General features: G+C 49.6%; 16 protein-coding genes. 5 read left to right on the top strand and 11 right to left on the bottom strand.

Annotation, left to right across the window (positions count from 1 at the left end):
• Positions 1 to 2 precede the first annotated feature (2 nt).
• Positions 3 to 2,135, bottom strand: a complete 2,133-nt coding sequence (locus OXH18_RS24015; RefSeq protein ID WP_268610053.1) for a CapA family protein — start codon at positions 2,133 to 2,135, stop codon at positions 3 to 5.
• A gap of 701 nt (positions 2,136 to 2,836) precedes the next feature.
• Here OXH18_RS24015 and OXH18_RS24010 point away from each other — a divergent pair.
• The gene (locus tag OXH18_RS24010) at positions 2,837 to 3,055 is read left to right on the top strand and encodes a hypothetical protein (protein ID WP_268610052.1); all 219 of its coding nucleotides are present in this window, start codon (positions 2,837 to 2,839) and stop codon (positions 3,053 to 3,055) included.
• A 125-nt stretch (positions 3,056 to 3,180) separates the two neighbouring features.
• Positions 3,181 to 4,491, top strand: a complete 1,311-nt coding sequence (locus OXH18_RS24005; protein WP_268610051.1) for a pentapeptide repeat-containing protein — start codon at positions 3,181 to 3,183, stop codon at positions 4,489 to 4,491.
• Positions 4,492 to 4,540: 49 nt separating this feature from the next.
• Here the strand turns inward: OXH18_RS24005 and OXH18_RS24000 are convergent, their stop codons facing one another.
• From OXH18_RS24000 to OXH18_RS23965, 8 genes are all read right to left on the bottom strand, one after another.
• Complete coding sequence (locus OXH18_RS24000; protein ID WP_268610050.1) at positions 4,541 to 4,897, bottom strand: hypothetical protein; 357 nt, start codon at positions 4,895 to 4,897, stop codon at positions 4,541 to 4,543.
• 71 nt (positions 4,898 to 4,968) lie between these two features.
• Positions 4,969 to 6,225, bottom strand: coding sequence for a glycosyltransferase (locus tag OXH18_RS23995; RefSeq protein ID WP_268610049.1), 1,257 nt, complete (start codon positions 6,223 to 6,225; stop codon positions 4,969 to 4,971).
• 259 nt (positions 6,226 to 6,484) lie between these two features.
• Positions 6,485 to 7,825, bottom strand: coding sequence for an SCP2 sterol-binding domain-containing protein (locus OXH18_RS23990; protein ID WP_268610047.1), 1,341 nt, complete (start codon positions 7,823 to 7,825; stop codon positions 6,485 to 6,487).
• 99 nt (positions 7,826 to 7,924) lie between these two features.
• The gene (locus OXH18_RS23985; protein ID WP_268610046.1) at positions 7,925 to 8,386 is read right to left on the bottom strand and encodes a MarR family winged helix-turn-helix transcriptional regulator; all 462 of its coding nucleotides are present in this window, start codon (positions 8,384 to 8,386) and stop codon (positions 7,925 to 7,927) included.
• Between the two features lie 62 nt (positions 8,387 to 8,448).
• Entirely contained in the window at positions 8,449 to 9,951 is a 1,503-nt protein-coding gene (glpK, locus tag OXH18_RS23980; protein ID WP_268610045.1) for a glycerol kinase GlpK, read from the bottom strand.
• Positions 9,952 to 10,062: 111 nt separating this feature from the next.
• The gene (locus OXH18_RS23975; protein WP_268610044.1) at positions 10,063 to 10,500 is read right to left on the bottom strand and encodes a DUF6918 family protein; all 438 of its coding nucleotides are present in this window, start codon (positions 10,498 to 10,500) and stop codon (positions 10,063 to 10,065) included.
• 113 nt (positions 10,501 to 10,613) lie between these two features.
• The gene (locus OXH18_RS23970; protein WP_268610043.1) at positions 10,614 to 11,447 is read right to left on the bottom strand and encodes a DODA-type extradiol aromatic ring-opening family dioxygenase; all 834 of its coding nucleotides are present in this window, start codon (positions 11,445 to 11,447) and stop codon (positions 10,614 to 10,616) included.
• A 610-nt stretch (positions 11,448 to 12,057) separates the two neighbouring features.
• On the bottom strand, positions 12,058 to 13,239 hold the full coding sequence (locus OXH18_RS23965; RefSeq protein ID WP_268610042.1) for a histidine kinase: 1,182 nt from the start codon (positions 13,237 to 13,239) through the stop codon (positions 12,058 to 12,060).
• 459 nt (positions 13,240 to 13,698) lie between these two features.
• On the opposite strand from OXH18_RS23965, the gene OXH18_RS23960 reads away from it, so the two are divergent.
• Positions 13,699 to 14,886, top strand: a complete 1,188-nt coding sequence (locus tag OXH18_RS23960; protein WP_268610041.1) for a glycosyltransferase family 4 protein — start codon at positions 13,699 to 13,701, stop codon at positions 14,884 to 14,886.
• A gap of 132 nt (positions 14,887 to 15,018) precedes the next feature.
• On the top strand, positions 15,019 to 15,954 hold the full coding sequence (locus OXH18_RS23955) for a methyltransferase domain-containing protein (RefSeq protein WP_268610040.1): 936 nt from the start codon (positions 15,019 to 15,021) through the stop codon (positions 15,952 to 15,954).
• A gap of 129 nt (positions 15,955 to 16,083) precedes the next feature.
• Here OXH18_RS23955 and gyrB read toward each other — a convergent pair whose 3' ends face one another.
• Positions 16,084 to 18,021 (bottom strand): DNA topoisomerase (ATP-hydrolyzing) subunit B, encoded by a 1,938-nt coding sequence (gene gyrB, locus OXH18_RS23950; RefSeq protein WP_268610039.1) that lies wholly within the window; start codon positions 18,019 to 18,021, stop codon positions 16,084 to 16,086.
• 329 nt (positions 18,022 to 18,350) lie between these two features.
• Here gyrB and miaA point away from each other — a divergent pair, with 329 nt between their 5' ends.
• Positions 18,351 to 19,262 (top strand): tRNA (adenosine(37)-N6)-dimethylallyltransferase MiaA, encoded by a 912-nt coding sequence (gene miaA / locus OXH18_RS23945; protein ID WP_268610038.1) that lies wholly within the window; start codon positions 18,351 to 18,353, stop codon positions 19,260 to 19,262.
• A gap of 102 nt (positions 19,263 to 19,364) precedes the next feature.
• Here the strand turns inward: miaA and OXH18_RS23940 are convergent, their stop codons facing one another.
• Complete coding sequence (locus OXH18_RS23940) at positions 19,365 to 21,044, bottom strand: mechanosensitive ion channel (protein ID WP_268610037.1); 1,680 nt, start codon at positions 21,042 to 21,044, stop codon at positions 19,365 to 19,367.
• Between the last annotated feature and the right edge of the window lie 544 nt (positions 21,045 to 21,588).

The raw sequence follows: 21,588 nt of genomic DNA, 5'->3' as shown, positions 1-21,588 counted from the left end.
ATCTACTCGTCTGTGGGCGATTCTGGATAGGCAAGAAACGGCTCTGTGGGCAAATCCGAATCTGGAGCCGAGGGCAACGACATCCGCACCCGTGCATCCAGAGTTATCGCTGATCGCAGCGGTTGTTCAAACAAGCTAGAAGCTCGTTCCAAATAGCCCAGTGTCTTGGCGGCGTCCTCTCCTGTCGCAAGGGCAACGTGGGTTGAACGTAACTGCACTGGCAAGAACTCTACCTTCATCTGCTGATCGTGCAGCGTCACCTTCAAAGAAACCGTGCGGCGATCGCCCCCTAGCTCCTCGATGCCCTGCTCAACCTCAGACTCCTCACTATACTCATCCCACTCATCATCACCATACTCAGTATGTTCAGCCATTTCTTCAACTGAACTGCCCAACGAATAAGCAATCGGTCGTCCTTTGTAGACTTCGGCTCCTTGGGTAAGATGAGGATGATAGCCCACAACCAAATCCGCTCCTTGATCAACCGCCAAATGAGCAAGTTCTACCTGCCAAGCTTCTGGATACGCTCTTAGTTCGCGCTGCCAGCGGAAGCTAACCACGATCCAATCCACCTGATCCCGCAATGATTGAATGTCTTCAACCATCTGTTCTTTTAAACTTGCAGCCATACCCGTTTCGATCGCCAATGCTCCAGTCAAGGTTGGATCAGCATATCCTAGGTAAGCAATTCGCTGTCCCTTCACATCAAAAATTCGGGGTTGCCGAGCTTCTCGCTCACTATCTCCGGTTCCTACAAACTGAATGTTGCTGCGCTGCAACACCTCGATCGTTTGCACCACTTCAGCTGATTGAGGTTGAACCGACAGATCATTGGCCAAATTAACTACATCCACTCCGTTAGCAAGTAACTCGTGAATGGTGGTTTCAGTTCCAGCCGATTGGCGGGTATTATCCTGAGTCACCTGGGATTGATTGGATCGATCGTGTCCTAAGCCGGAAGCCGCCATTTCCTGTTCTGGAGAGGGCAACACAAGTTGCTCAGCACTAGCTCGATTGCTAGAATCACGAGGAACCGCAAGTAATTGCTGAAGCGACAGCGAATGATCTAAGCTGGTCATCACCAAGTCTGCTTGATGGTAAGCGTCTAGTCCACCTTCAAGAGCAGGGGTTGCCTCTGACGGAGTAGGGTCTGACGGATTGAGTTTAGAATTTGCTCGATTTGCTAGAGCCGCTGTTTCAGATACACGCCCCAAAGCCGCACGATTGCTGAACAAGAGCGTCACACTGGGATCAGTTGGATTGGCCACTGTCGGACGAATCACAGGAACTTGATCCAACGCCGCTTGAACCATTCCGGGCTTATTGCGGATAAATGACGCCTGAAACGGAGTACCCGATTGCCCAAAGCCTGGATCGATCGTATATTGTCGCATCAGTTCAAAGCCACAGCCTACAAAAAATATGGCAATGGCTGAGCCACCCACCGTCAAGGCCCGCACAGGCAACGTTTGCTCGCTAAACCAATCCACCGATTGTACCGACAATTGCCGCACGGTTTCAGGCAGTACAATCGCCTGCCGCACTGCCGATCGAGACCACTGCACGAAAATTGGGCGCTTTGGCTTCAGTTTCTTCTTGCGCACCGCTGGACGAGGTGACGGTACAGCTTGTTCAGATACCGACTCAGAAGCAACCGTTGTAGTCAGTGGTTGGGGAGTGTGGCTCGCTGGTTTGGTAGAGGACACAGTTTGAACAGCAGGCGACGACCTAGAGGCATGAGGTGGAATGGTTTGACGTGGAGATGACAAAACGGATTGAGCCGGATGCAGCTTCATAGTGGCTGAAGCTTGGGGTGCCGACGGCACAACGGCTGTTTTTTCCCAGAGCAGTTTGGAATGTCCCACTAGTTGGGCTGTCACACGAATAGCACGAATCACCTGCGAGTTGAGATGACTCAAACGATAACAGATGAAATCTACCAATCGATCGCGATCGGGAACGCGATGACACACCACCCGAACCAGCAGATATCCCGGCTTATCTGACAAAACTTGGGCACAAATGCCTTGGGGCACTAAATAGCGATTGATCCAAAAGGCGATCGCCCGTAAATTTCCAGCCCGGGCCAGTTCAACGACCGAAGTCTGCCATGAAGAACTCTCAGCTTGTACCATCGACTCTATCCTCATTCCACTCATTCACTCAATTCCGCTTCACGTTCTCAACTCTGTCTAATTCATCGCTTGCCACGTTACCTGGTTTATATTTCTGAATACGGTTCTAATCACCATATTCAGGGTCAACTATCAGTTGCGAAGAATTATGTATTGATCCGTAAAAATCGCGCTCACACCAGGTGTTATCCGAGCGACAAACACTTGTTCCAAACAGTGACTTCAACGCCTGACCTAACTCCAATCACACCACCATCTTCTCGCTCCACTAACTTGGGTTGTCGGGTGTAATCGATTCCGTAATTTCCTCCTGTGAGATTGGCTCAGGAAATTTTAGCTCTAGAAAAAAAAATTGACTCAATTTTCTTGGGAGTTTTAATCTCGAACAAAAAATTCAGATTAACTGTTTAGATGAACTGTTTAATGAGTGCTGCTGCGCTGATGACCGGATGGTTAGTTATTCGCAATTTCAAAATTGGTTACCATCGCGTGCCACCACCTTGATCCCGCGAACAATATGTGATTGATATCACATAAATTGACCGTCAAGATCACGCAACCGCTTAGATCTGCATCAATTGTTGCAACGTCACAATCGCTGACACTGGAATTGCTAGAAACAAAATGATACAGCGATCGGGTTAATATCGGTCACGCGCTCACCCATAGCGCAACACGCTTCCTGTCCTTAGAAATCTGCTATGCTTCACCGTCTTGTGCATTCTGCTTTTCAAACCGGATATCTCAGTGTCGAATCAGAAGGACTAATCCGGCAAATGTTGGCTATGCGTGGCTATCAACCCGCTGACCTCATTGCACTACAAAAGTTGCGTCAAGCTTTACAGACTGGAGAAATTCAGCGAGAAGCTCGATCGAACACCGAGTTGTTTACCGAGTTATTTACTGTGCCTCCGCTTTAAATACTCAATCAAAGCTTCATCAAAACCGCTTGACCCAGATTGACACAACAAGAAATTTCGGGAACAGTAGGAATTCGTAACGCTACTGTTAGGATAGGGGTTTTGACTGCCCCACCCCCCTTGCAATGACTGCACCAAACCACCGATCGTTCCCGTCTACCCCGCCAAATGGAGCATCTGGTCCTACTGAACCTGTTCAGCCCAATCGATTAGAGGTTCAAATCGACGATGATGGGTTTCCGGTTCAAACGTCTGAAATGCTCCTCTCTCAAACTGATACAACACCGCCCCAAACTTTAACAACCCTGCCAGCCTCGGCAAAACCTGCCCCCTTGGAGATGCCGCCGTTGGGTTTGATTATCATCGTGGCGCTGATTGTGATGACAATCGGGCTATCCATTGGCAGCCTCTGGATCGGATTTGCTGGGGCGATCGTAGCGCTGCTGGTGTCGCTGCAAGTCATTTGGGCAGACTTGCGATCGGTCGTGCTTGAATTGTTTTCCCCCCCACAGCGCACTCTAACGATTAGCATCGTTGGGTTTGTGTCGGCCAGTGTGGGGCTACTGAAGCTGAGCGGTGCTGGACAGTGGATTCGCTTCTGGTATGAACGGCTTAACTGGGACGCAGTGGGGGCCACTGGGGAAGTTATCGGCGCAGTTGGACAAATCTTGATTGCAATTCTGGCAGTCTATGTTGCCTGGCGGCAATATGTGATTTCCAAGGACTTAACGATTCAGCAAAATATCATTACCCAGCAGCAGACGATTGACTCGTTTTTTCAGGGCATTTCTGAGCTAGTGCTGGATGAAGAAGGACTGTTGGAAGATTTGCCGTTGGAACGCGCCATTGCCGAAGGACGCACCGCCGCAATTTTGGGCAGCGTAGACGCGCAAGGAAAAGCCAAGGTGCTGCGGTTTTTATCGCAATCACGCCTGTTGACGCCGCTGAAACGCGATGGTCGGCTGGGGCGAGCGATTCTAGATGGGCTGGGTGGTTATGCTGAAGATCGCGACTATGGCACTAAGGTGATTGATTTAGGCGTGATGTTGGCGGGTAGTGATTTAGCTGGAACGGATTTGCGCTGGGTAGATCTGAGTGATATCAACCTGATTCGAGCCAACCTGAATGGTTGCGATCTCGTCAAGGCCAATTTTGCGCGAACTATTTTATACGGTACAACATTGGCTGGCTCTGATATGATGGGTAGCCGTTTGTTTTATGGCTCTGTTGAAACTGCTACACCCCGCACCCGCGAAGATTTGCCCAACTATAAAACAGGTGAATTTACGGGAGCCGTGATCGAGAATGCTGATTTTACGGGCGTCCAACGCCTATCTGAAGAGCAGCATTATTACTGCTGCGCTTGGGGCGGTTCCGCCACTAGAGCCACAATTCCGGGGGGGTGCGAAGGCATTCCCAATCGATTGGGTCGGTAAGGACAGCTATCGGTAAGTAAAGAAAGTAAAAAAATAAAAGTATAGGTTGTTAAAACTCTCCTCCAATCGCCAATCCTCCCCGCTGTGTGCCGCGCACTACTACACCTTCGGGCAAATCCAGTACCTCATCTAGTTCGGCAAGTGGAGTTTGGGGTTGGTTGGTACGACGATCGCTGCCCACCTCTTGATTGATTTGCATTTCTAACCGATCGAGGTGCTGTGGATTAGTTTGGGAAGCACCCTGTGATGACGGGTCTGACAAGATCGGCGTTTCCGAAATCTGAGTTTCGGAATGATGAATCTCCAGAGGAGGGAGTGTATCTGCCCATGCAGTGGACATCACTCCAACAAGTCCTGAACCAACTAGCCCTGAAACGGTTGTGGCGATCACAAATATAAATTTCATCGCTGAGTTTGGAGGAAACGTTGAGTCAGTCTTAGCATAGCTCCTCCCCCGGTTAACAAACCTCCGTAGTGCTACCGAGGCAAAGAGTTGGCATCCGTGACGCGCCAACTGAGCTTCAGGTTCAGCCAAAAGTTCCAAAGAGTGACAGCGGCGATCGCCAGCAGATTGGCTATATAGCGATTGATGCCAAAAAGATTAAACAGCCCATTCAGAATCAAGACATTGAGCACTAGGCCAGCTAAGCAAATGAAATTAAACTTCAAGAAGCGTTTGAGGCGTTTGTTCCAGCCGGTTTGCTGCCGGGCAATGTCGCCAAACGTCCAGCGATCGTTCCAGAGAAAGTTGTTGATGATGGCGAACTCAGAGGCAATGATTTTGCTGCGAGTCAGTCCCCACCCTAAGGCGGTTGGATCGCTGAGCACATAGAGCAGCGCCATGTCCACTAACACACCGCTCAAGCCCACTAAGCCAAAGCGGAAAAAGCGCAACACGGGTAATGACAAGGCGGGGCGGGCAGCTTGAGTAGGGGATGATCGCAATCGCCACAAATGCTGGAGGTACTGCACATATTGCTTCCACGTCACTTTACTTTCGCCCTCTTGTCGCTCTTGAAAGACATAGCCAACTTCCGCAATGCGTTGAACAGTGCCGCGTCCCAACACTTCCAGCAAAATTTTGTATCCCACCGGACTCAGCACCCGATCGGCAATGGCAGCCCGTTGCACCAAAAAATAGCCACTCATGGGGTCTGAGACACGCCCCACAACTCCTGGCAGAATCAGCAATCCCAAAATTTGTGCGCCTCGCGATAACACCCGCCGTAGCAAGTTCCACTCGCTGACGCCCCCGGTTTGGACATGACGACTGGCCACGGCTAAGTCGGCTCCTTGGTCGATTGCCGCCAACAACCTCAGCAGCACCTCTGGAGGATGTTGCAGATCGCCATCGATAACTCCTAACACTTGTCCTCGCGCCACCTGCCAGCCACGAATCACCGCGGTTGATAGCCCCCGTTCCTGTTGGCGTCGCATCACCCGCAGGTGGGAATAGATTGGTGCTAGCTCTTGCGCCAATTTCCAGGTGTAGTCTGGGCTATCATCATCCACCACAATTAGCTCATACTGCCCCGGCAACACCCGATCGAGGCGATCGCTTAACTGATGAATCATACTTTGAATGTTCTGCCCTTCATTGAAGGTGGGAATGACCAGTGAGAGCAGAGGTTGTCCTGGTTGCAAAGACGCAGGATGTCTGCAAACACTCGGTTCTGCGGCTCGGGCAGAAACTTGCAGTGAACCCGTGGGAGAAGGAACAAGCGGTTGAACCATCGAAGGCACTGTCTTGGATAACTAGCTCAGAATTCCCACAACTGCCAAAGCTTTGTGGTTCAGTCGAGAATTGGGAAATAACGAAAACCTCAGATCACATCGGGCGCGATCGGATGATTGAGCCAACCGATCAGTCGAACCAACTGATTTTTAATGAATGTAATGGGGTGATGTCAGCAGGGAACTCACTGAAACGATGAGGGAATCGCTCTTTCTAAAAAAGGATTAGGATATCCTACCAGATTCAGCCCCAAAACAATCAAGCAGGAAAACACTTGCCAAACGCCAGAAGCAACTTCGGTGAGCCACTGAGTCGAATTTTGCCTTGCAACAGTGCCCAGAGCAGATTGTATTCTTTGGCAAGAAACCGCAACCAAGTTTTGCTGTCGGCTGTCACCAATAGATTGGCTCTCCCTACATGCTCGGTTTGCACCTGCACCGTTTTGTCTCGAATGATGACAGTGGCGCGGCGGGCTTCCGCTCCGGTGAAGGTGAAATGGTACACCGCATTCAAGCCCTCTGCCTGTTCTCGCTGAAACAGTAAGGGTAATCCAAACAAAAATCCTTGAATGGATTTGGGACGAATGCCGCTGCTGACTCGTTTCACTGTTTTATGCGGGAAGCGTCGCGCCACATAGGTTTCTGCATCCGAGCCAGGCACTACATAGATGGTTTCGGGTTTGTCTTGCAAAGGTTTAACGACCGCTTGCACAAAGGCTTTGCGATCGGTTAAAAACGGCGCAATCACGTCTTCTCCGGCGGGGCAGGCGGCCATGCAGTAGGCGGCTTTGTAGTTTGCCTTGAACGACAAGCTTTGCCACATCGACGCCGATTCGGCATCACTGACCTTTTGACGATAATCGCGAGCGCTTTTACTGTCAGCGATTGTTCCTACCCAGTCGGTGAATCCGCTCATAAACTCTCGATAGTTGTGGGTGTAACAGGCAGAGAAATTGAAGTGACCATCTGCACCGATCGCCCCCACCGGACAGGCCGCCACACAAAGTTTGCACTCCAAGCAAGGATTGTAATCGATCGGATAAGTGTAGCTTGTGACCTCAGCATCCAGCAGCACCGTTCCTAGCGAAATGAAATTGCCAAACTTGGGATGAATCACCAACCGATGAATGCCCATATGGCCTAATCCCGCGGCAACGGCGATCGGTTTATGCGACACCACCCACACCTTCCCCGGAAACTGATCCATTTCCATCGGAAAACTTGCCCCCGGAACCATTGCCCGAATGCCGACTTGTTCCAAGGTTTTGGCAATGCGGCGGGCTACCTCATTCGTGTGATCGTAGCTAGCATGAAATTCAACATTCGTGGCAGAGCGAGCCGGCGTGCGAATATTTTCTCGATTCATGCGACAGACAAAGCTAACCAGCGTTTTGGTAGACGGAAACGCCGCCAAAATCTCCGATCGCTGATCCTCAACGGCCGGACGGGCAATTTCCACAAACCCCACATCATCTGCCCCAGCTTCCAGGCACAGCGATCGCAACGACTCCGCATTCAAGCTTGCTGGCCTTACCGAGGATTGGACTACCGCCTGTTGCCGCCACCACTGCACAGTAGGATGGGTATCGAACTTTGCCATGTTCACCTCTATTTTTATGTATATACATGTTTTTCCTAAGTAAAGACGAGAGAAAGGCTAGAGACTAAAACTTTGAGCCCATTTGACGGCTAATCTCTTTTAATCGCCTTTCATCGCCCTCACCTCAGACAACAGTGATAGCAACGTTTGCCATTGCTCTGAGGCAAAATGCTGCATGACTTCGGTTTGAGCTTGTTGCCAAAGCGGCAAGGCTTGCGCCAGGACGGTTCGCCCTTCTGCCGTCAAAGACACCAACCGCACCCGCCGATCGTCTCCCGGTTCGATCGCCACCCAGCCCCGTTTTTCCAAGACTTTGAGATTGCGAGTCAGGGTAGTTTGGTCAGTGAATAACTCCTGAGCCAAGCGAGTAATGGTAATGAATTCTGCTAAGTAGATGGATACAAGCAGCGTAAATTGGTTCAATGCCAATCCTGCTGGATACAATGCAGCATCGTACACCTGCGTGATGATCCGGGAAGCCCGACGAATATGCATTCCCATGCAGACCGTGGGAACCTGATTCAGCACTGCAAAATTTGGCTCAAAGGGTCGATCGTTCATAAAATATGTATATACATATAATTGGCGCTTGTCAAGACTGTCAAACGGTAGGCATCGTAGAGTTAGGGGGTGATTCCTTGGCTGGGCTGGCGTGCTTGAGAAACGGCCTGCCGCCAAGCGTGACGCAACATCTCACGACGATCGGGGCTAATGCAGGGTTCAAACCGTTTGTCCATTTGCCACAATTGCAAAATCTCTGCTTCGTCTTGCCAATAACCCACCGCTAGTCCGGCTAAGTAGGCGGCTCCCAGGGCCGTTGTTTCAGTCACTTTGGGACGGACGACGGGGACACCCAATATATCTGCTTGAAATTGCATCAGGAGATCGTTGCGCGATGCCCCACCATCTACGCGCAGTTCGGGTAGCGATAGCTGTGAGTCTTGCCGCATGGCATCAATGACATCAGCCGTTTGATAAGCAATGCTTTCCAAGGCGGCACGGGCAATATGAGCCGCCGTTGAACCCCGAGAGAGACCGACGATCGTACCGCGCGCATAGCTGTCCCAATAGGGTGCACCCAACCCGACAAAGGCTGGTACAAAATACACCCCGTCGTTGTCGGGAACGCTGTTGGCCAGCGCTTCCACTTCTTCGCTACGCTTAATGATGCCAAGCCCATCTCGGAGCCACTGCACCACCGCCCCCGCTACAAACACACTGCCCTCTAGCGCGTAGTTCGTACGATCGTTGACTTTCCAAGCGACCGTCGTCAGCAGTTTGTGTTGGGAAGGAATTGGCTTTTCCCCGGTGTTGAGCAGCATAAAGCAGCCCGTGCCGTAGGTGTTTTTCACCATGCCTGATTGCAGCGCCGCCTGCCCAAACGTAGCTGCCTGCTGATCTCCGGCAATCCCGGCGATCGGAATCTGCGCCCCCAGTAACCCGGCTGCCGTGTGCCCATACACCTCAGAAGAACGGTGAACGTCCGGCAATAGGCTGCGGGGAATGTCGAGCAGGGTCAGTAATTCATCGTCCCAATCGTGCGTATGCAGATTGTAGAGCAAAGTACGGCAGGCATTGGTGACATCGGTGATGTGCAGTGCTCCGTTAGTCAGCTTCCAAATCAGCCAACTATCGACCGTGCCAAAAGCCAGTTCACCCCGATCGGCCTTGGCTCTTGCACCAGGGACATGGTCGAGGAGCCACTTGAGTTTTGTGCCGCTAAAGTAGGCGTCGATTACCAGCCCCGTTTTGTGCTGAAACAGGGGTTCGTGTCCGGCCGCTTTTAGTGCATCTGCCAGCCCTGCTGTGCGGCGATCTTGCCAAACAATGGCGTTGTGAATTGGGCGTCCTGTGTTGCGATCCCACACAATTGTCGTTTCGCGCTGGTTAGTAATACCGATCGCGGCAATATCACTAGCAGCAATGCCAATCCGAGCTAAGGCTTCATTAGCGACCCCAATTTGAGCGGCCCAAATCTCATCGGCATCATGCTCGACCCAGCCAGATTGCGGAAAAATTTGCTGAAATTCTTTTTGAGCCAGCGCTAGAATGTTACCTTGGCGATCGAACACAATGGCGCGAGAACTTGTCGTTCCTTGATCTAAGGCGAGAATGTACTGAGTCATGGCTGCGTCTTAACCGACTGGCGTACTGTCATCCATGATACAGGTACAACTTACCCTGAGCCTGACAATCAGACCCAGGGCTGGATTAGATAGATTAAAAGCAATGCAACGCTAAGCTTGGGCATGGGTTGCCAAGATTTTAGCTAAGCCTGGAACTGCCTCTTCCACATCATTCTTTACGGACTTACGCAGCTTGTTGTAGGACGAACGTACGACGCCATTTTTGGTTTTGCTAATTTTGGCATCGGTAATGCTCAGCAAGGTTTCTGCTGTGCGCGATCGATTTTGGATCAAGTGTTGGACAGGATCGCCCGATTGAACCCCCTCATTCCACAGTGGATCAAGCGCCACAAGAGCATCTGGTAATAGCCGTTGAATGGCCCCTGGAATGTAGCTAGGCTCAACTCCTTTAACAACACCATAGGCTGCTTTCAGCGCCAAGCCGGAAATGCCATTTTTAGCTGCCACCTGCTCGTCTATCAACTTGGCACAATCTGCCGCCACCGTTGCTTGTGTGTGTTGATCGCTAATTTTCTCGGTAAGACCCATATTGGCTCTATTCAACTTAATGTGTACTGATGTCTAAAATATGAGCACACCTTGACAAAATCCAAGTCTTTGTACCAGCTTCTCGACATTACTTAACAAGAGTGTAAATTTTTCTATTTTGTTTTAAAAACTACAGGGATTGTCATTGCCTCATTAAACGCATAGGCCGCCATGCTGAGAATGCCATAGGTGAAACTGGAGTGTAGGCGTTGACCTTGTGGTTTTAGACCGCCTGCCCCGATCGCCACAAACAACGGCAGAAAATGTTCTTCCGTAGGATGGTTCTCGACCGCGTAGGGGGCTAAACGACGATACTCCAACAGGCGATCGAGACTAGACGCCGTAAGTTCAGATGCCGTAATGATCTCTGTCAGCCAATCATCAAACTGCGTCACCCAAGTTGGCGGTTGGGCATCAAAGGCATGACCCCGAAATTTGCTTAGATTATGCGTGATGGCTCCGCTGGCTAATACCAATACCCCCTCTTGCCGCAGTGCTGCCAGTGCTCGTCCCATTTGCACATGATGGGCTGGGCCCAGATGCGGCTGCACCGAAAGTTGCGTCACAGGAATTTTGGCATCTGGATACATTGCCATCAGCGGTTCCCATGCGCCATGATCTAAGCCGCGATCGGCCGCCAGTTCACAGCTCATCCCCGCTTCGATTAACTGTTTGCTTACCCGATCAGCCAACTCAGGCGCACCGGGGGCAGGATAGGTTAGCTCGTACAACGGAGCTGGGAATCCCCAGAAATCATGAATCGTTTCAGGCTGCGTCGCCAAACTCACCGTCGGTAGAGGCGTTGTCCAGTGAGCCGAGATCACCAAAATTGCCTTTGGTTGACCCAATTGCGCTCCCAATTGCTGAAAAAATTCCAGCGCTGGGCTTGCGGTTAGCAATAGGTCAGGCGCACCGTGAGATACAAAAATGCTTGGAAAGGATGCCATCTGCTTCTCCTGAATAGTTCGATAGAAGTTTGTTAGAGAAGTTTGTTAGTGTCATGTACTGCTTGGGAAGCGACCAAATTCTCATGCCACGGGTTGAAACTGTTGTGGCACTGCGATCGATTCTTTAAGGCTATCTTTTTTCCTGAGATTCTAGGGATATTGAGTTAACCGCAGCGCAACCCATATCAACCTGATTGCTGAACGAAGTTGAAACTCGATCTTATCCGCATTGAAATTGAGAATGTGGCAGATTGAGTCGGGGCGAAGCGCGAATTGCCCTAACGAGAGTTCGTTTGTCGCGAAGATTTTTGAAAGTGGTATCACATCATATAAGAACAAAAATCGTAAGGGCTATTGCTCAAAGTCACTACCCAATCAGTTCAAACTACTCAAACCATGATTCAGTGTTGTACCTAAATCAGGAGTTATATGAAGAATCAATTGCAATTATTAATGAAACGAATTAGAGAATTGGTTTTGCCATAGCACTGTTACGATTGAGTACCCATTCCCATTATCGATTACCCATTCCCAATACCTGCGCTTATTTCAATCAGAATAACCGTAATCCTCAGCCTTGTATTAGCCAAACTCCGGATATCAGCATCCTTTAGGTAGATCGGATCGATCGATAGACAGGCAAGGTAAAGTGAAAGCAACTGCCATGATTCGGTTCTGAATCGACCCAGATCTGCCCATAATGTGCTCGAATAACGCGCCGACATAGTGCCAGCCCAATGCCATATCCTTCTTTAGCTTCATCGCGTTTGAGGCGGAAGCGTTCTTCAAAAATCGATTTTTGATTTTCTAATGGAATTCCTGGGCCAGTGTCACAAATGCTGACCTGCACTTTTTGGGTGGTGCGATGCAAAATAGCAATTTCGATCGTGCCATGTTCGGGGGTGTATTTAATAGCATTATCCAGCAGGTTGATCAATACTTGCCTCACCCGTTCCCGATCAGCATGAACCTTAGGTAAGTCTGAGGGAATATCAGTTTTTAGCTGCTGAAATTTTGCCTGAAACTGTTCTCGCAAGCGATCGATCACCTCTAGACATAGGTGTCCCAACTCTAATTCTTTTGGTTGAATGTGCAGTTCAGCACTTTTGTCACGGGCCGCCTGCAACACATCGGTAATCATGCGATCGATGGCCTTGGTTTGCATACGGGCATGACGCACCAGTTGCCCCATTAGCTGTGGATTAGAGCAGACAATTTCTTGTTTAGAAGCGTGGCCCAACTGTTCCAGGGTTTCTAACGCAATCGAAACGGCCGTCAACGGATTGCGTAGATCGTGAGCCAACATTTCGATTAATTGATCTTTAAATTGAAGCTGCGATTGTAATTCTTCGCGTTCGCGTTGCAGTCGAAAAATTTCATCGGACAAGCGAATCACTTCAGCAGATTGAGCGATCGACTGAATCTGATTGAGAGAGGCAACCTCTGCGACCGTGCCTCGTTCTATCAGCGACTGATACTCTTCGATCGATCGTTGCCAACGGGGCCACCAGATCTTTAGCTGAGCCACTAAATTGCTGCCCGCAAGGGTTTGGTGCGGCTCTGGATGAATCTTAATCAGCGAAGGCGTTGCTACAATCTTGAAATGTTCAGCCAAATGGGGCTGTTCGCTGACATCGACAACTTGAAGTTCATAGACATCCTCGGCAGCCAACTCTTTGAGACAGTGGCGAATTTGACGAATCCTCTCACCCGAGGAGGGGCGCTTGTCTACAAACAGCAAGAGTTGTAACGGCGTTTCAGGATTAACGGGCTGTTTGGGCAATGCCTCCATGAGAATTCGCTCAATAGTGACGGGGTTTAATACCTAGCAGGTTTTCTTAATTATTTTGACAGATTTACTCACGGATTATCGAAAGTTGCAAAGGTATGGTCGAGGGTTTCCTGTCAATTTCTCTGTTTTGCTGCACCAATCTGCTTAATTTCAACGATTTTGTCGATCGCCGATACAGATTACATATGTTACACATGCGATCGATTGACCGAAATTTCATCATAGGAATCTGAATAGGAATCTGATAACGCTGTACAGAATTGCCATAGGGTTGGAAAAGACTTCACAAAGCAGCCGTAAAAATAGCCACGCTATAGGATAATTTCATGAATTATTGAGGATTGAGCTAGGGCTGTACAAAGCTGCCTATCATCATTAAGTGAGCCGCATACAATAGCTTGGTAACAATAGTCTGGTAACAATAGTCCACGATAACTTTAGCAGCGCGAGGCATAGGGAATGAAGATTCTGGTACTAGCTTGGGAGTTTCCACCACGGATTGTAGGAGGAATCTCTCGGCATGTAGCAGAGCTTTATCCTGAATTGGTTGACCTGGGTCATGAAATTCATTTGCTAACGGTCGAGTTTGGACAAGCTCCTCGCTATGAAGTTGTAGATGGCATTCGCGTTCATCGTGTCCATGTAGGAGAAAGCCACAATTTCTTCCATTGGGTTGCCAATATGAACGAAAGTATGGGGCAACACGGCGGCAAACTGCTGATGGAAGATGGACCGTTTGATTTGATTCATGCCCACGATTGGCTTGTGGGTGATGCGGCGATCGCCCTCAAACACATTTTCAAAATTCCCCTTGTCGCCACCATTCACGCAACGGAGTACGGGCGATACAACGGCATTTACACAGACACTCATCGCTATATTCATGGTAAAGAGACTAATTTGGCGGCTGAAGCCTGGCGAGTGATTGTTTGCACCAACTATATGCGGTTGGAAATGGAACGGGCGCTACAGTGTGCATGGGACAAAATTGATGTGGTTTACAATGGCATCTGCGTGAAAAAGCGAGAGCCAACCCCCGATTTTGATTATTGGCGGTTTCGGCGGCGCTTCGCGGCAGATGGCGAAAAGATTGTCTATTATGTTGGGCGCATGACCTACGAAAAAGGCATCAACTTACTGTTGAGCGCGGCTCCCAAAGTGCTGTGGGAAATGGCAGGGCAGGCAAAGTTTGTCATCATTGGCGGCGGCAATTTGGAACCACTCAAGCATCAAGCTTGGCATCTGGGCATCTGGGAGCAATGCTATTTCACGGGGTTTATGCCAGAGGATGATTTAAACCAATTTCGCCATGTGGCGGATTGCGCAGTATTTCCCAGCCTCTATGAGCCGTTTGGCATTGTCGCATTAGAAAGCTTTGCCGCTCGCATTCCAGTCGTGGTATCTGATACGGGCGGTTTTCCTGAAGTGGTGCAACATGGAAAGACGGGGATTGTAACGCGGGCAGGAAATCCAGATTCGATCGCCTGGGGCATTCTGGAAATTTTAAAAAATCCAGACTACGCTAGGCAGCTTGTTGAAACCGCCTATGAAGACCTCGACAAACGCTTTAATTGGGCAAAGCTGGCACAGCAAACCGAAGCTGTATACGGCCGCGTATTACATGAGCGCAAGCAGGTCGCGTGGTAGCAAGACAGCAGTATGACAGACTATTAGCTACAACTCACCTTGCCTGCTGAGGCGTGCCCTTTCATAATGAAAGGGCGAATTCATTGTTTGTTACATTGCCTTTGTCGCTCAAATCACTGACTTCAGGGTCTCATGAGTTTTCTTGTAGTAGTTGGAATTTTTCTAATATCTCTGACGATCGGGATTGTGCTGTATTTAGTTACGGCTCGTCGCTATCAATCCTCTGATTCGGTGGCAACCTCCTACGACCAATGGACAGAAGACGGCATTCTGGAATTTTACTGGGGTGAGCATATTCACTTGGGGCATTATGGTTCACCACCACGGCGCAAGGATTTTCTAGCTGCAAAAGCGGATTTTGTGCATGAAATGGTGCATTGGGGTGGTTTAGACTTGCTTCCAGCCAGCACAACGGTTTTAGATGTCGGTTGTGGCATTGGCGGCAGCAGTCGCATCCTAGCACAGGACTATGGCTTCGATGTAACTGGTATTACCATTAGCCCTCAGCAAGTACAGCGGGCACAGGAATTGTCACCCGCAGACCTCAGTGTTCGGTTTTTGGTCGATGATGCCATGAATTTGTCGTTTCCCGATGCTAGTTTTGATGTGGTCTGGTCGATCGAAGCGGGCCCACACATGCCCGATAAGGCAGTCTTTGCTAAAGAACTGATGCGGGTGCTAAAACCCGGCGGCATTTTAGTTGTGGCAGATTGGAACCAACGAGACGATCGCCAAAAGCCACTGAATTTCTGGGAGCGGCCAGTGATGCGACAACTGTTGGATCAATGGTCTCATCCTGCCTTTGCCAGCATTGAAGAGTTTGCCGAACATTTAGAAGCAACGGGCTTAGTGGAAGGATCAGTCATCACAGCCGATTGGACTGAACCGACACTGCCTTCTTGGCTTGACTCGATTTGGCAAGGCATCGCTCGACCGAGGGGATTGGTGAAGTTTGGTCTATCTGGATTGATTAAATCGTTACGAGAAGTCCCCACACTGCTGCTAATGCGGTTGGCATTTGGCACTGGCTTATGTCGATTTGGTATGTTTCGAGCCGTGCGACGGTGAGGAGCAAACTGAACGAAGCCCGATTCAGTGTGCCTATCAATCTGCGGTTTTCATTCAATTCTTGCCCCTGCCAGGCACTAGAATACAAATCAGTCTCCACCCTAGACACCTAGTCTAGGTTCTAGATGTCTAGATATCTAGATCGGTCAAATTGAGACGTGGACCATGAGTTTCAATGAACTCTCGGCGGGGAGCCACTCGATCGCCCATTAGCACAGTAAAAATGCGATCGGCTTCGGCAGCATCTTCAATTTCCACTTGCTTTAATGTCCGCGTTTCGGGGTTCATGGTGGTATCCCAAAGTTGTTGCGGCATCATTTCTCCCAAGCCCTTAAACCGCTGAATTTCGTACTTGGCGTTTTCCGGAAAGCTGGCAATAACCTGGTTGCGTTCTCGATCGCTGTAGCAATAGTAGTGATTGCGCCCTCGCTCAATTTTGTATAGGGGCGGACAAGCAATGTAGATATAGCCCTGATCGACAAGCGATCGTTGATAGCGGTAGAAGAACGTCAGCAGCAACGTGCGAATATGCGCGCCGTCTACGTCGGCATCGGTCATAATCACAATGCGGTGATAGCGCAACTGTGAGGCATCAAACTCTTCGCCACGAATGCCCAACCCTAACGCTGTGATCAGAGCTTGAATTTCTGTATTTTTGTAGATCTTGGCGTCATCGGTTTTTTCAATATTGAGGATTTTACCTCGCAGCGGCAGAATAGCCTGGAAGCGCCGATCGCGCCCTTGCTTAGCCGAGCCACCCGCAGAATCTCCTTCGACAATAAAAATTTCTGATTCGGCTGGATCGCGAGAACTACAGTCAGCTAGTTTGCCAGGCAAGGTTGAGGATTCCAACACCGATTTACGGCGCACTAACTCTCGCGCTTTCCGGGCAGCTTCAGCAGCTTTAAATGCTTCAATCGCTTTTTCCAGAATGGCATCGGCCACACTCGGGCGAAACTCCAGATACTCAGTCAGCGCTTCACCAACCAAGGAATCTACAACGCCACGAACTTCCGTATTGCCAAGCTTGGTTTTGGTTTGTCCTTCAAATTCAGGATCGGGGACTTTCACCGAAATCACACCCGTCAGCCCTTCACGGATGTTTTCTCCGGCCAAGTTCGGGTCATTTTCTTTGAGCTTATTGCGCTTGCGAGCGATCGCATTCATGGTTCGGGTCAGCACTGCCTTCAAGCCCTCTAGATGCGTCCCACCGTCGATCGTGCGAATATTATTTGCAAACCCCAGTAAGTTATCGGTGTAGGCATCCGCACACCATTGCAGCGACACTTCCACCTGAATATTGTTGCGCTCGCCCTGAACATAGATCACCTCTTCGTGCAAGGGTTGCTTATCCTTGTTCATATAGGTGATATATTCGCGAATGCCACCGGCATAGTGGTAGGTTTCCACTTTCGGTTGATCGCTTTTCAGCAACTCTAAACGCTGATCAGTGAATGTGATTTCTACCCCTGCATTGAGGTAAGCCAATTCACGCAATCGTCCAGCTAGAGTCGCAAAGTCGAACTCAGTTCCAGTTGTGAAAATTTCGGCATCTGGCTTGAAGCTAACCGCTGTACCAGTGCGGGCTTCCGAGATCGGTTTTGTGATCAATTCTGTTTTGGGAACACCGCGTTCGTACCGCTGAGTATGGACTTGCTTGTCGCGCCAAACGGTTACTTCTACCCATTCTGACAGGGCGTTTACAACCGAAATTCCAACGCCATGTAGACCTCCAGAAACCTTATAGCCGCCACCGCCGAATTTACCACCAGCATGAAGGACCGTCATCACCGTTTCCAACGCCGATCGCCCAGTGCGGGGATGAATATCGGTGGGAATGCCCCGACCATCATCGGCGACAGACACCGATCCGTCTGCGTGAAGCGTTACCTGAATGTGTTTACAGTAGCCTGCTAATGCCTCATCTACGGAGTTGTCAACAACCTCATACACTAGATGGTGGAGACCACGGGGACCAGTGCTACCAATGTACATCCCTGGGCGCTTCCGAACAGGCTCTAGACCTTCCAGGACTTGAATCTGGCTAGCACCGTAGTTAGTTGTCATGTACGAAGAACTCCTATGAGTGTTTGAAGCGTCCCAAATTTATAAATATCAAAATATACCAAAATTTTAGCACAAAAGGGTTGAAGGCGATTTTAACGCAGCCTCAGGTGAAGTTTACTAAGGGGATGGATCAAATTGTTTGTTAGGAATACTTGATATATAAAGCATCGATCGCGTTCCAAAGTTTGCCGTTCAGTGGTTCTAGTGATTTACCCGTGATCTCAAAGACTTCTTCTGTGAATTCAGCTAATACTTTTGTACTACATCTTCCTGTTCCTATTCTAATTGTTATTTGCGGGCCGACTGCAACTGGGAAATCAGGGTTAGCGATGCAATTAGCTCAGCGCTTCCCTTGTGTTATTCTCAGTGCCGATTCACGACAGGTCTATCGCGAATTTAATATTGGCACAGCCAAACCGACTCAACACGATCGCCAGCAAGTTCCTCATTATTTGATTGATATTTGTGATCCCACTGAGACCCTCACCCTGGCAAGTTATCAACAGCAAGCCCAAACCCTGATCAATGACCTGCACTCAGTGCCCAATCCCCAATCCCCAATTCCCCTCCTCGTTGGCGGGACAGGACTCTATATCAAATCAATTGTGCGTGGACTACATATTCCTCGAGTAGCTCCCCAGCCAATCTTGCGATCGCAGCTTCAAGCCCTTGGTCAAGCTCAGTGTTATGCCTTCTTGCAGCAGGTTGATGCCAGCGCTGCCCATAAAATTCATCCTCACGATCAGGTGCGAACCCTGAGAGCCTTAGAAGTGTTTTATGTAACGGGGCAACCGATTTCACAACAGCAAGGTGAAGCGCCGCCGCCCTATCCAATTTTACAAATTGGCTTAGATTGCCTACGTGATCCCGATGGGTTAACTCGACGAATTGAGCGGCGCACTAAGCAGATGTTAGCTGCCGGATTTGTGGAGGAGGTGAAATACCTGTGCCAAACCTACGGAGCCGATTTGCCCTTGCTCGATACATTGGGCTACCAGGAAATCAAGCAGTATTTAGCAGGGCATCTGTCGCGATCGGAGGCTGAAGCCCAAATCGTCTTGCATACACGCCAGTTTGCCAAGCAGCAGCGCACTTGGTTTCGAGCCGATCGATCGATCGCATGGTTCGAGGCAGATGCCCCAGATTTAGTCCATCAGGTATGGGAGCGCCTGCGGCAGTTTGCGCAGAATGTGAGTGGAAGTAATCCATCCATGTCCCCGCCGTCACAAAAAGAGGCGTAGTTGCCCACGCCTGTTCTGATTATGTTTATCCCAATTGAAAACGAAGTAACTGAAGTAACTCAAGTTTGAGTGCGAGGTTTGATGGGCTAAAACAATCCTCAATTATGGTCGCTGTTGTCGGAAGGAAGCGACCCAATCGCGCAGTTGGTCGGAGGCAACATCGCGGCCGCCCAACCCAAAGGCAATGGCGATTGCAACGGCAATGGCTCCCACCAGCAACCCAAACGCTAAGTTCACAATGTTGCTAGCAATCCCCATTTGCTGTAATGCCATGGCTGTCACGAGGGCAATAATGGCCACACGAGCGACCTGTCCCAAAATCCGGGCTTGTCGGCCGCCAGAACTGGTAATCAGGTTGTAGGCCAACGTTGCCAAGTACAAGCCAATGCCAAACACAATTAAGCCACTGAGTACCTGAGCCGAAATTCGTAAAATGCCATTGACGATCGCCGTCAACACAGCAAAGCCGAGCACTTCCGTGGCCGCGACGGCTCCAAACAGCAGAATTCCAACCAGCACCACAATCCCCGCAATCTCTGACGGAGTCCGGGATGGAACGGGTGGGGTCGGCTGAATCGTGGTTGGAGTGCCCCCTGGCGGTGGAACATCAGACATTGTGGCTGGTGGTGGCAAATCAGCAGGAGTAGGACGAACGGTTCTTGGCAGTCCTAACCAGCTAAAAATGTTATTGAAGCCAAGGCTTGTGAGAATATTGGCCACTAGATCTGCCACAAATCGTCCAATGATGTAAAACACCACCAAAATCAGAGCCGCCGTAAAAATGCGAGGCAGCGTCAAGAGAAACTCTTGCAGCATATTAGTGGCTGGGGCGGAAATAGCGGCAATTTGTAAAGCGTCAAGGGCCGCAATTGCCGTGGGAATCAAAATTAACACATAGACGATCGTGCCTAATAACGCTGACAACGACAGCCCACCTCTGGCTTGGGTTAGCCCAACCCGTGCCCCAATTTGATCAGTGCCAACAGCCGCCAACAAGTTGGTGACAATGCCACGTACAATTCGCGCAATCAACCAACCCACCGCCGCAATCACAATGGCATAAATGATATTGGGCAAGAACGTCACAATATCATTCAGTAGATTTTGTACGGGCTGAAGCGGCCCTCGAAGCTGCAACGCATCCAGGATGATTGGCAGAAAAAATAGAAAAATAAACCAATACACTGCGTTGCCCAGGGTTTCGCTGAGCAAAAATGGGCTGGTTTGATTACCAGTTTGAGCCGCCAACCGATTGTCTAAATCGAACCGCGCCAAACCTCGCGTCAGGATGAGTTTTGCCAGTGAGGCAACTGCCCAGGCGACTAGCAACAGTAGGGCCGCCCCACCCAGACGAGGTAAGTAATTAAAAATTTGCTGGAGGAATCCATTAAGCGGTGCAGAAACGACCTGCAAGTTGAGGGCGTTGAGAAACGCCACCAACACAAACGCCATAATGATCCAAAAGATGGCAGCCGAAATCCACTTCTCGACGGCGAGATTGCGAGCATCTTCGGGACGACCTGTAATGGATGCCGCTAAGCGATTATCCAGATCCGTACGCCTTAATAAGCCTTGAATTACTGATGCAACGATCGTGGCAATCAGCCACCCGACAATCAGGATGGCCAGGGCAGCCAGCAAATTTGGGAGAAATGCACCGATTTGAGTGAAATATTGCCCAAACGTGGCCGGTTGATCGATCGGTCGCAATTGGGCAAACCGCAAAGAACTCGCGAGTTCCCCGCGTGGTAAGACAGTCGTAATACACGAAACGTCGTTCATGGTACTAGTTCAGAAAAAGATTGAGTTCAGGAGAACACTGCTTGCAGTAAAACAACGAACGTAGTGAACCAAGGAAAAGTTCAATCAATAAAAAAATAAATCGTTTTGCAGAGAATTCATAGTGACTAATTCATCAGCGTTAACACCGGATGACAAATGCAGCTTAATAAAAACTTATTAGTTTGAAAGTATCTACTTAAATAGATTCCTGAACACCCGTTTGCCGGAGTCGCATCAGAACCCAGGGAATTACGGAGCAAATGACTTGAGAATCCGTCGCGAGACGGGTAGGATTTGAGTGTTATGCCGCAATTTGCTACGCTTTGTTAAGTCTTGTTGTGGTTTCTTCATAATTTAGTGCTGTCCGACCCATGATCTTCTTTGATCCCCTACCCTCTGCCCCAGTTGCCGATCGCACCGTTAATCAAAACCAGCAATTCAGCAATTTACCATCAATGCGTCAAAATTATGCATCTAAAGTTTCTATAATTCTTCATACACTCACGTTATAGAGAATCCTCGATAGCATCAGCCGTTTCCCCTT

This window comes from Thermocoleostomius sinensis A174 (genome assembly GCF_026802175.1).
Classification (GTDB): domain Bacteria; phylum Cyanobacteriota; class Cyanobacteriia; order Elainellales; family Elainellaceae; genus Thermocoleostomius; species Thermocoleostomius sinensis.
The sequence above is the reverse complement of the archived record's forward strand: the minus strand, read 5'-3'. Positions and strand labels throughout refer to the sequence as shown.

Bases quoted from the DNA above. Each gene is read 5' to 3' on its own strand.
- OXH18_RS23985 (WP_268610046.1), bottom strand. From the start codon at position 8,386: ATGAACGATCGACCCTTTGAGCCAAATTTTGCAGTGCTGAATCAGGTT.
- OXH18_RS24005 (WP_268610051.1), top strand. From the start codon at position 3,181: ATGACTGCACCAAACCACCGATCGTTCCCGTCTACCCCGCCAAATGGA.
- OXH18_RS23960 (WP_268610041.1), top strand. From the start codon at position 13,699: ATGAAGATTCTGGTACTAGCTTGGGAGTTTCCACCACGGATTGTAGGA.
- OXH18_RS24015 (WP_268610053.1), bottom strand. From the start codon at position 2,135: ATGGTACAAGCTGAGAGTTCTTCATGGCAGACTTCGGTCGTTGAACTG.
- OXH18_RS23995 (WP_268610049.1), bottom strand. From the start codon at position 6,225: ATGGTTCAACCGCTTGTTCCTTCTCCCACGGGTTCACTGCAAGTTTCT.
- OXH18_RS24010 (WP_268610052.1), top strand. From the start codon at position 2,837: ATGCTTCACCGTCTTGTGCATTCTGCTTTTCAAACCGGATATCTCAGT.
- miaA (WP_268610038.1), top strand. From the start codon at position 18,351: ATGCAATTAGCTCAGCGCTTCCCTTGTGTTATTCTCAGTGCCGATTCA.
- OXH18_RS23955 (WP_268610040.1), top strand. From the start codon at position 15,019: ATGAGTTTTCTTGTAGTAGTTGGAATTTTTCTAATATCTCTGACGATC.
- OXH18_RS24000 (WP_268610050.1), bottom strand. From the start codon at position 4,897: ATGAAATTTATATTTGTGATCGCCACAACCGTTTCAGGGCTAGTTGGT.
- OXH18_RS23990 (WP_268610047.1), bottom strand. From the start codon at position 7,825: ATGGCAAAGTTCGATACCCATCCTACTGTGCAGTGGTGGCGGCAACAG.
- OXH18_RS23965 (WP_268610042.1), bottom strand. From the start codon at position 13,239: ATGGAGGCATTGCCCAAACAGCCCGTTAATCCTGAAACGCCGTTACAA.
- OXH18_RS23940 (WP_268610037.1), bottom strand. From the start codon at position 21,044: ATGAACGACGTTTCGTGTATTACGACTGTCTTACCACGCGGGGAACTC.
- OXH18_RS23970 (WP_268610043.1), bottom strand. From the start codon at position 11,447: ATGGCATCCTTTCCAAGCATTTTTGTATCTCACGGTGCGCCTGACCTA.
- gyrB (WP_268610039.1), bottom strand. From the start codon at position 18,021: ATGACAACTAACTACGGTGCTAGCCAGATTCAAGTCCTGGAAGGTCTA.
- glpK (WP_268610045.1), bottom strand. From the start codon at position 9,951: ATGACTCAGTACATTCTCGCCTTAGATCAAGGAACGACAAGTTCTCGC.
- OXH18_RS23975 (WP_268610044.1), bottom strand. From the start codon at position 10,500: ATGGGTCTTACCGAGAAAATTAGCGATCAACACACACAAGCAACGGTG.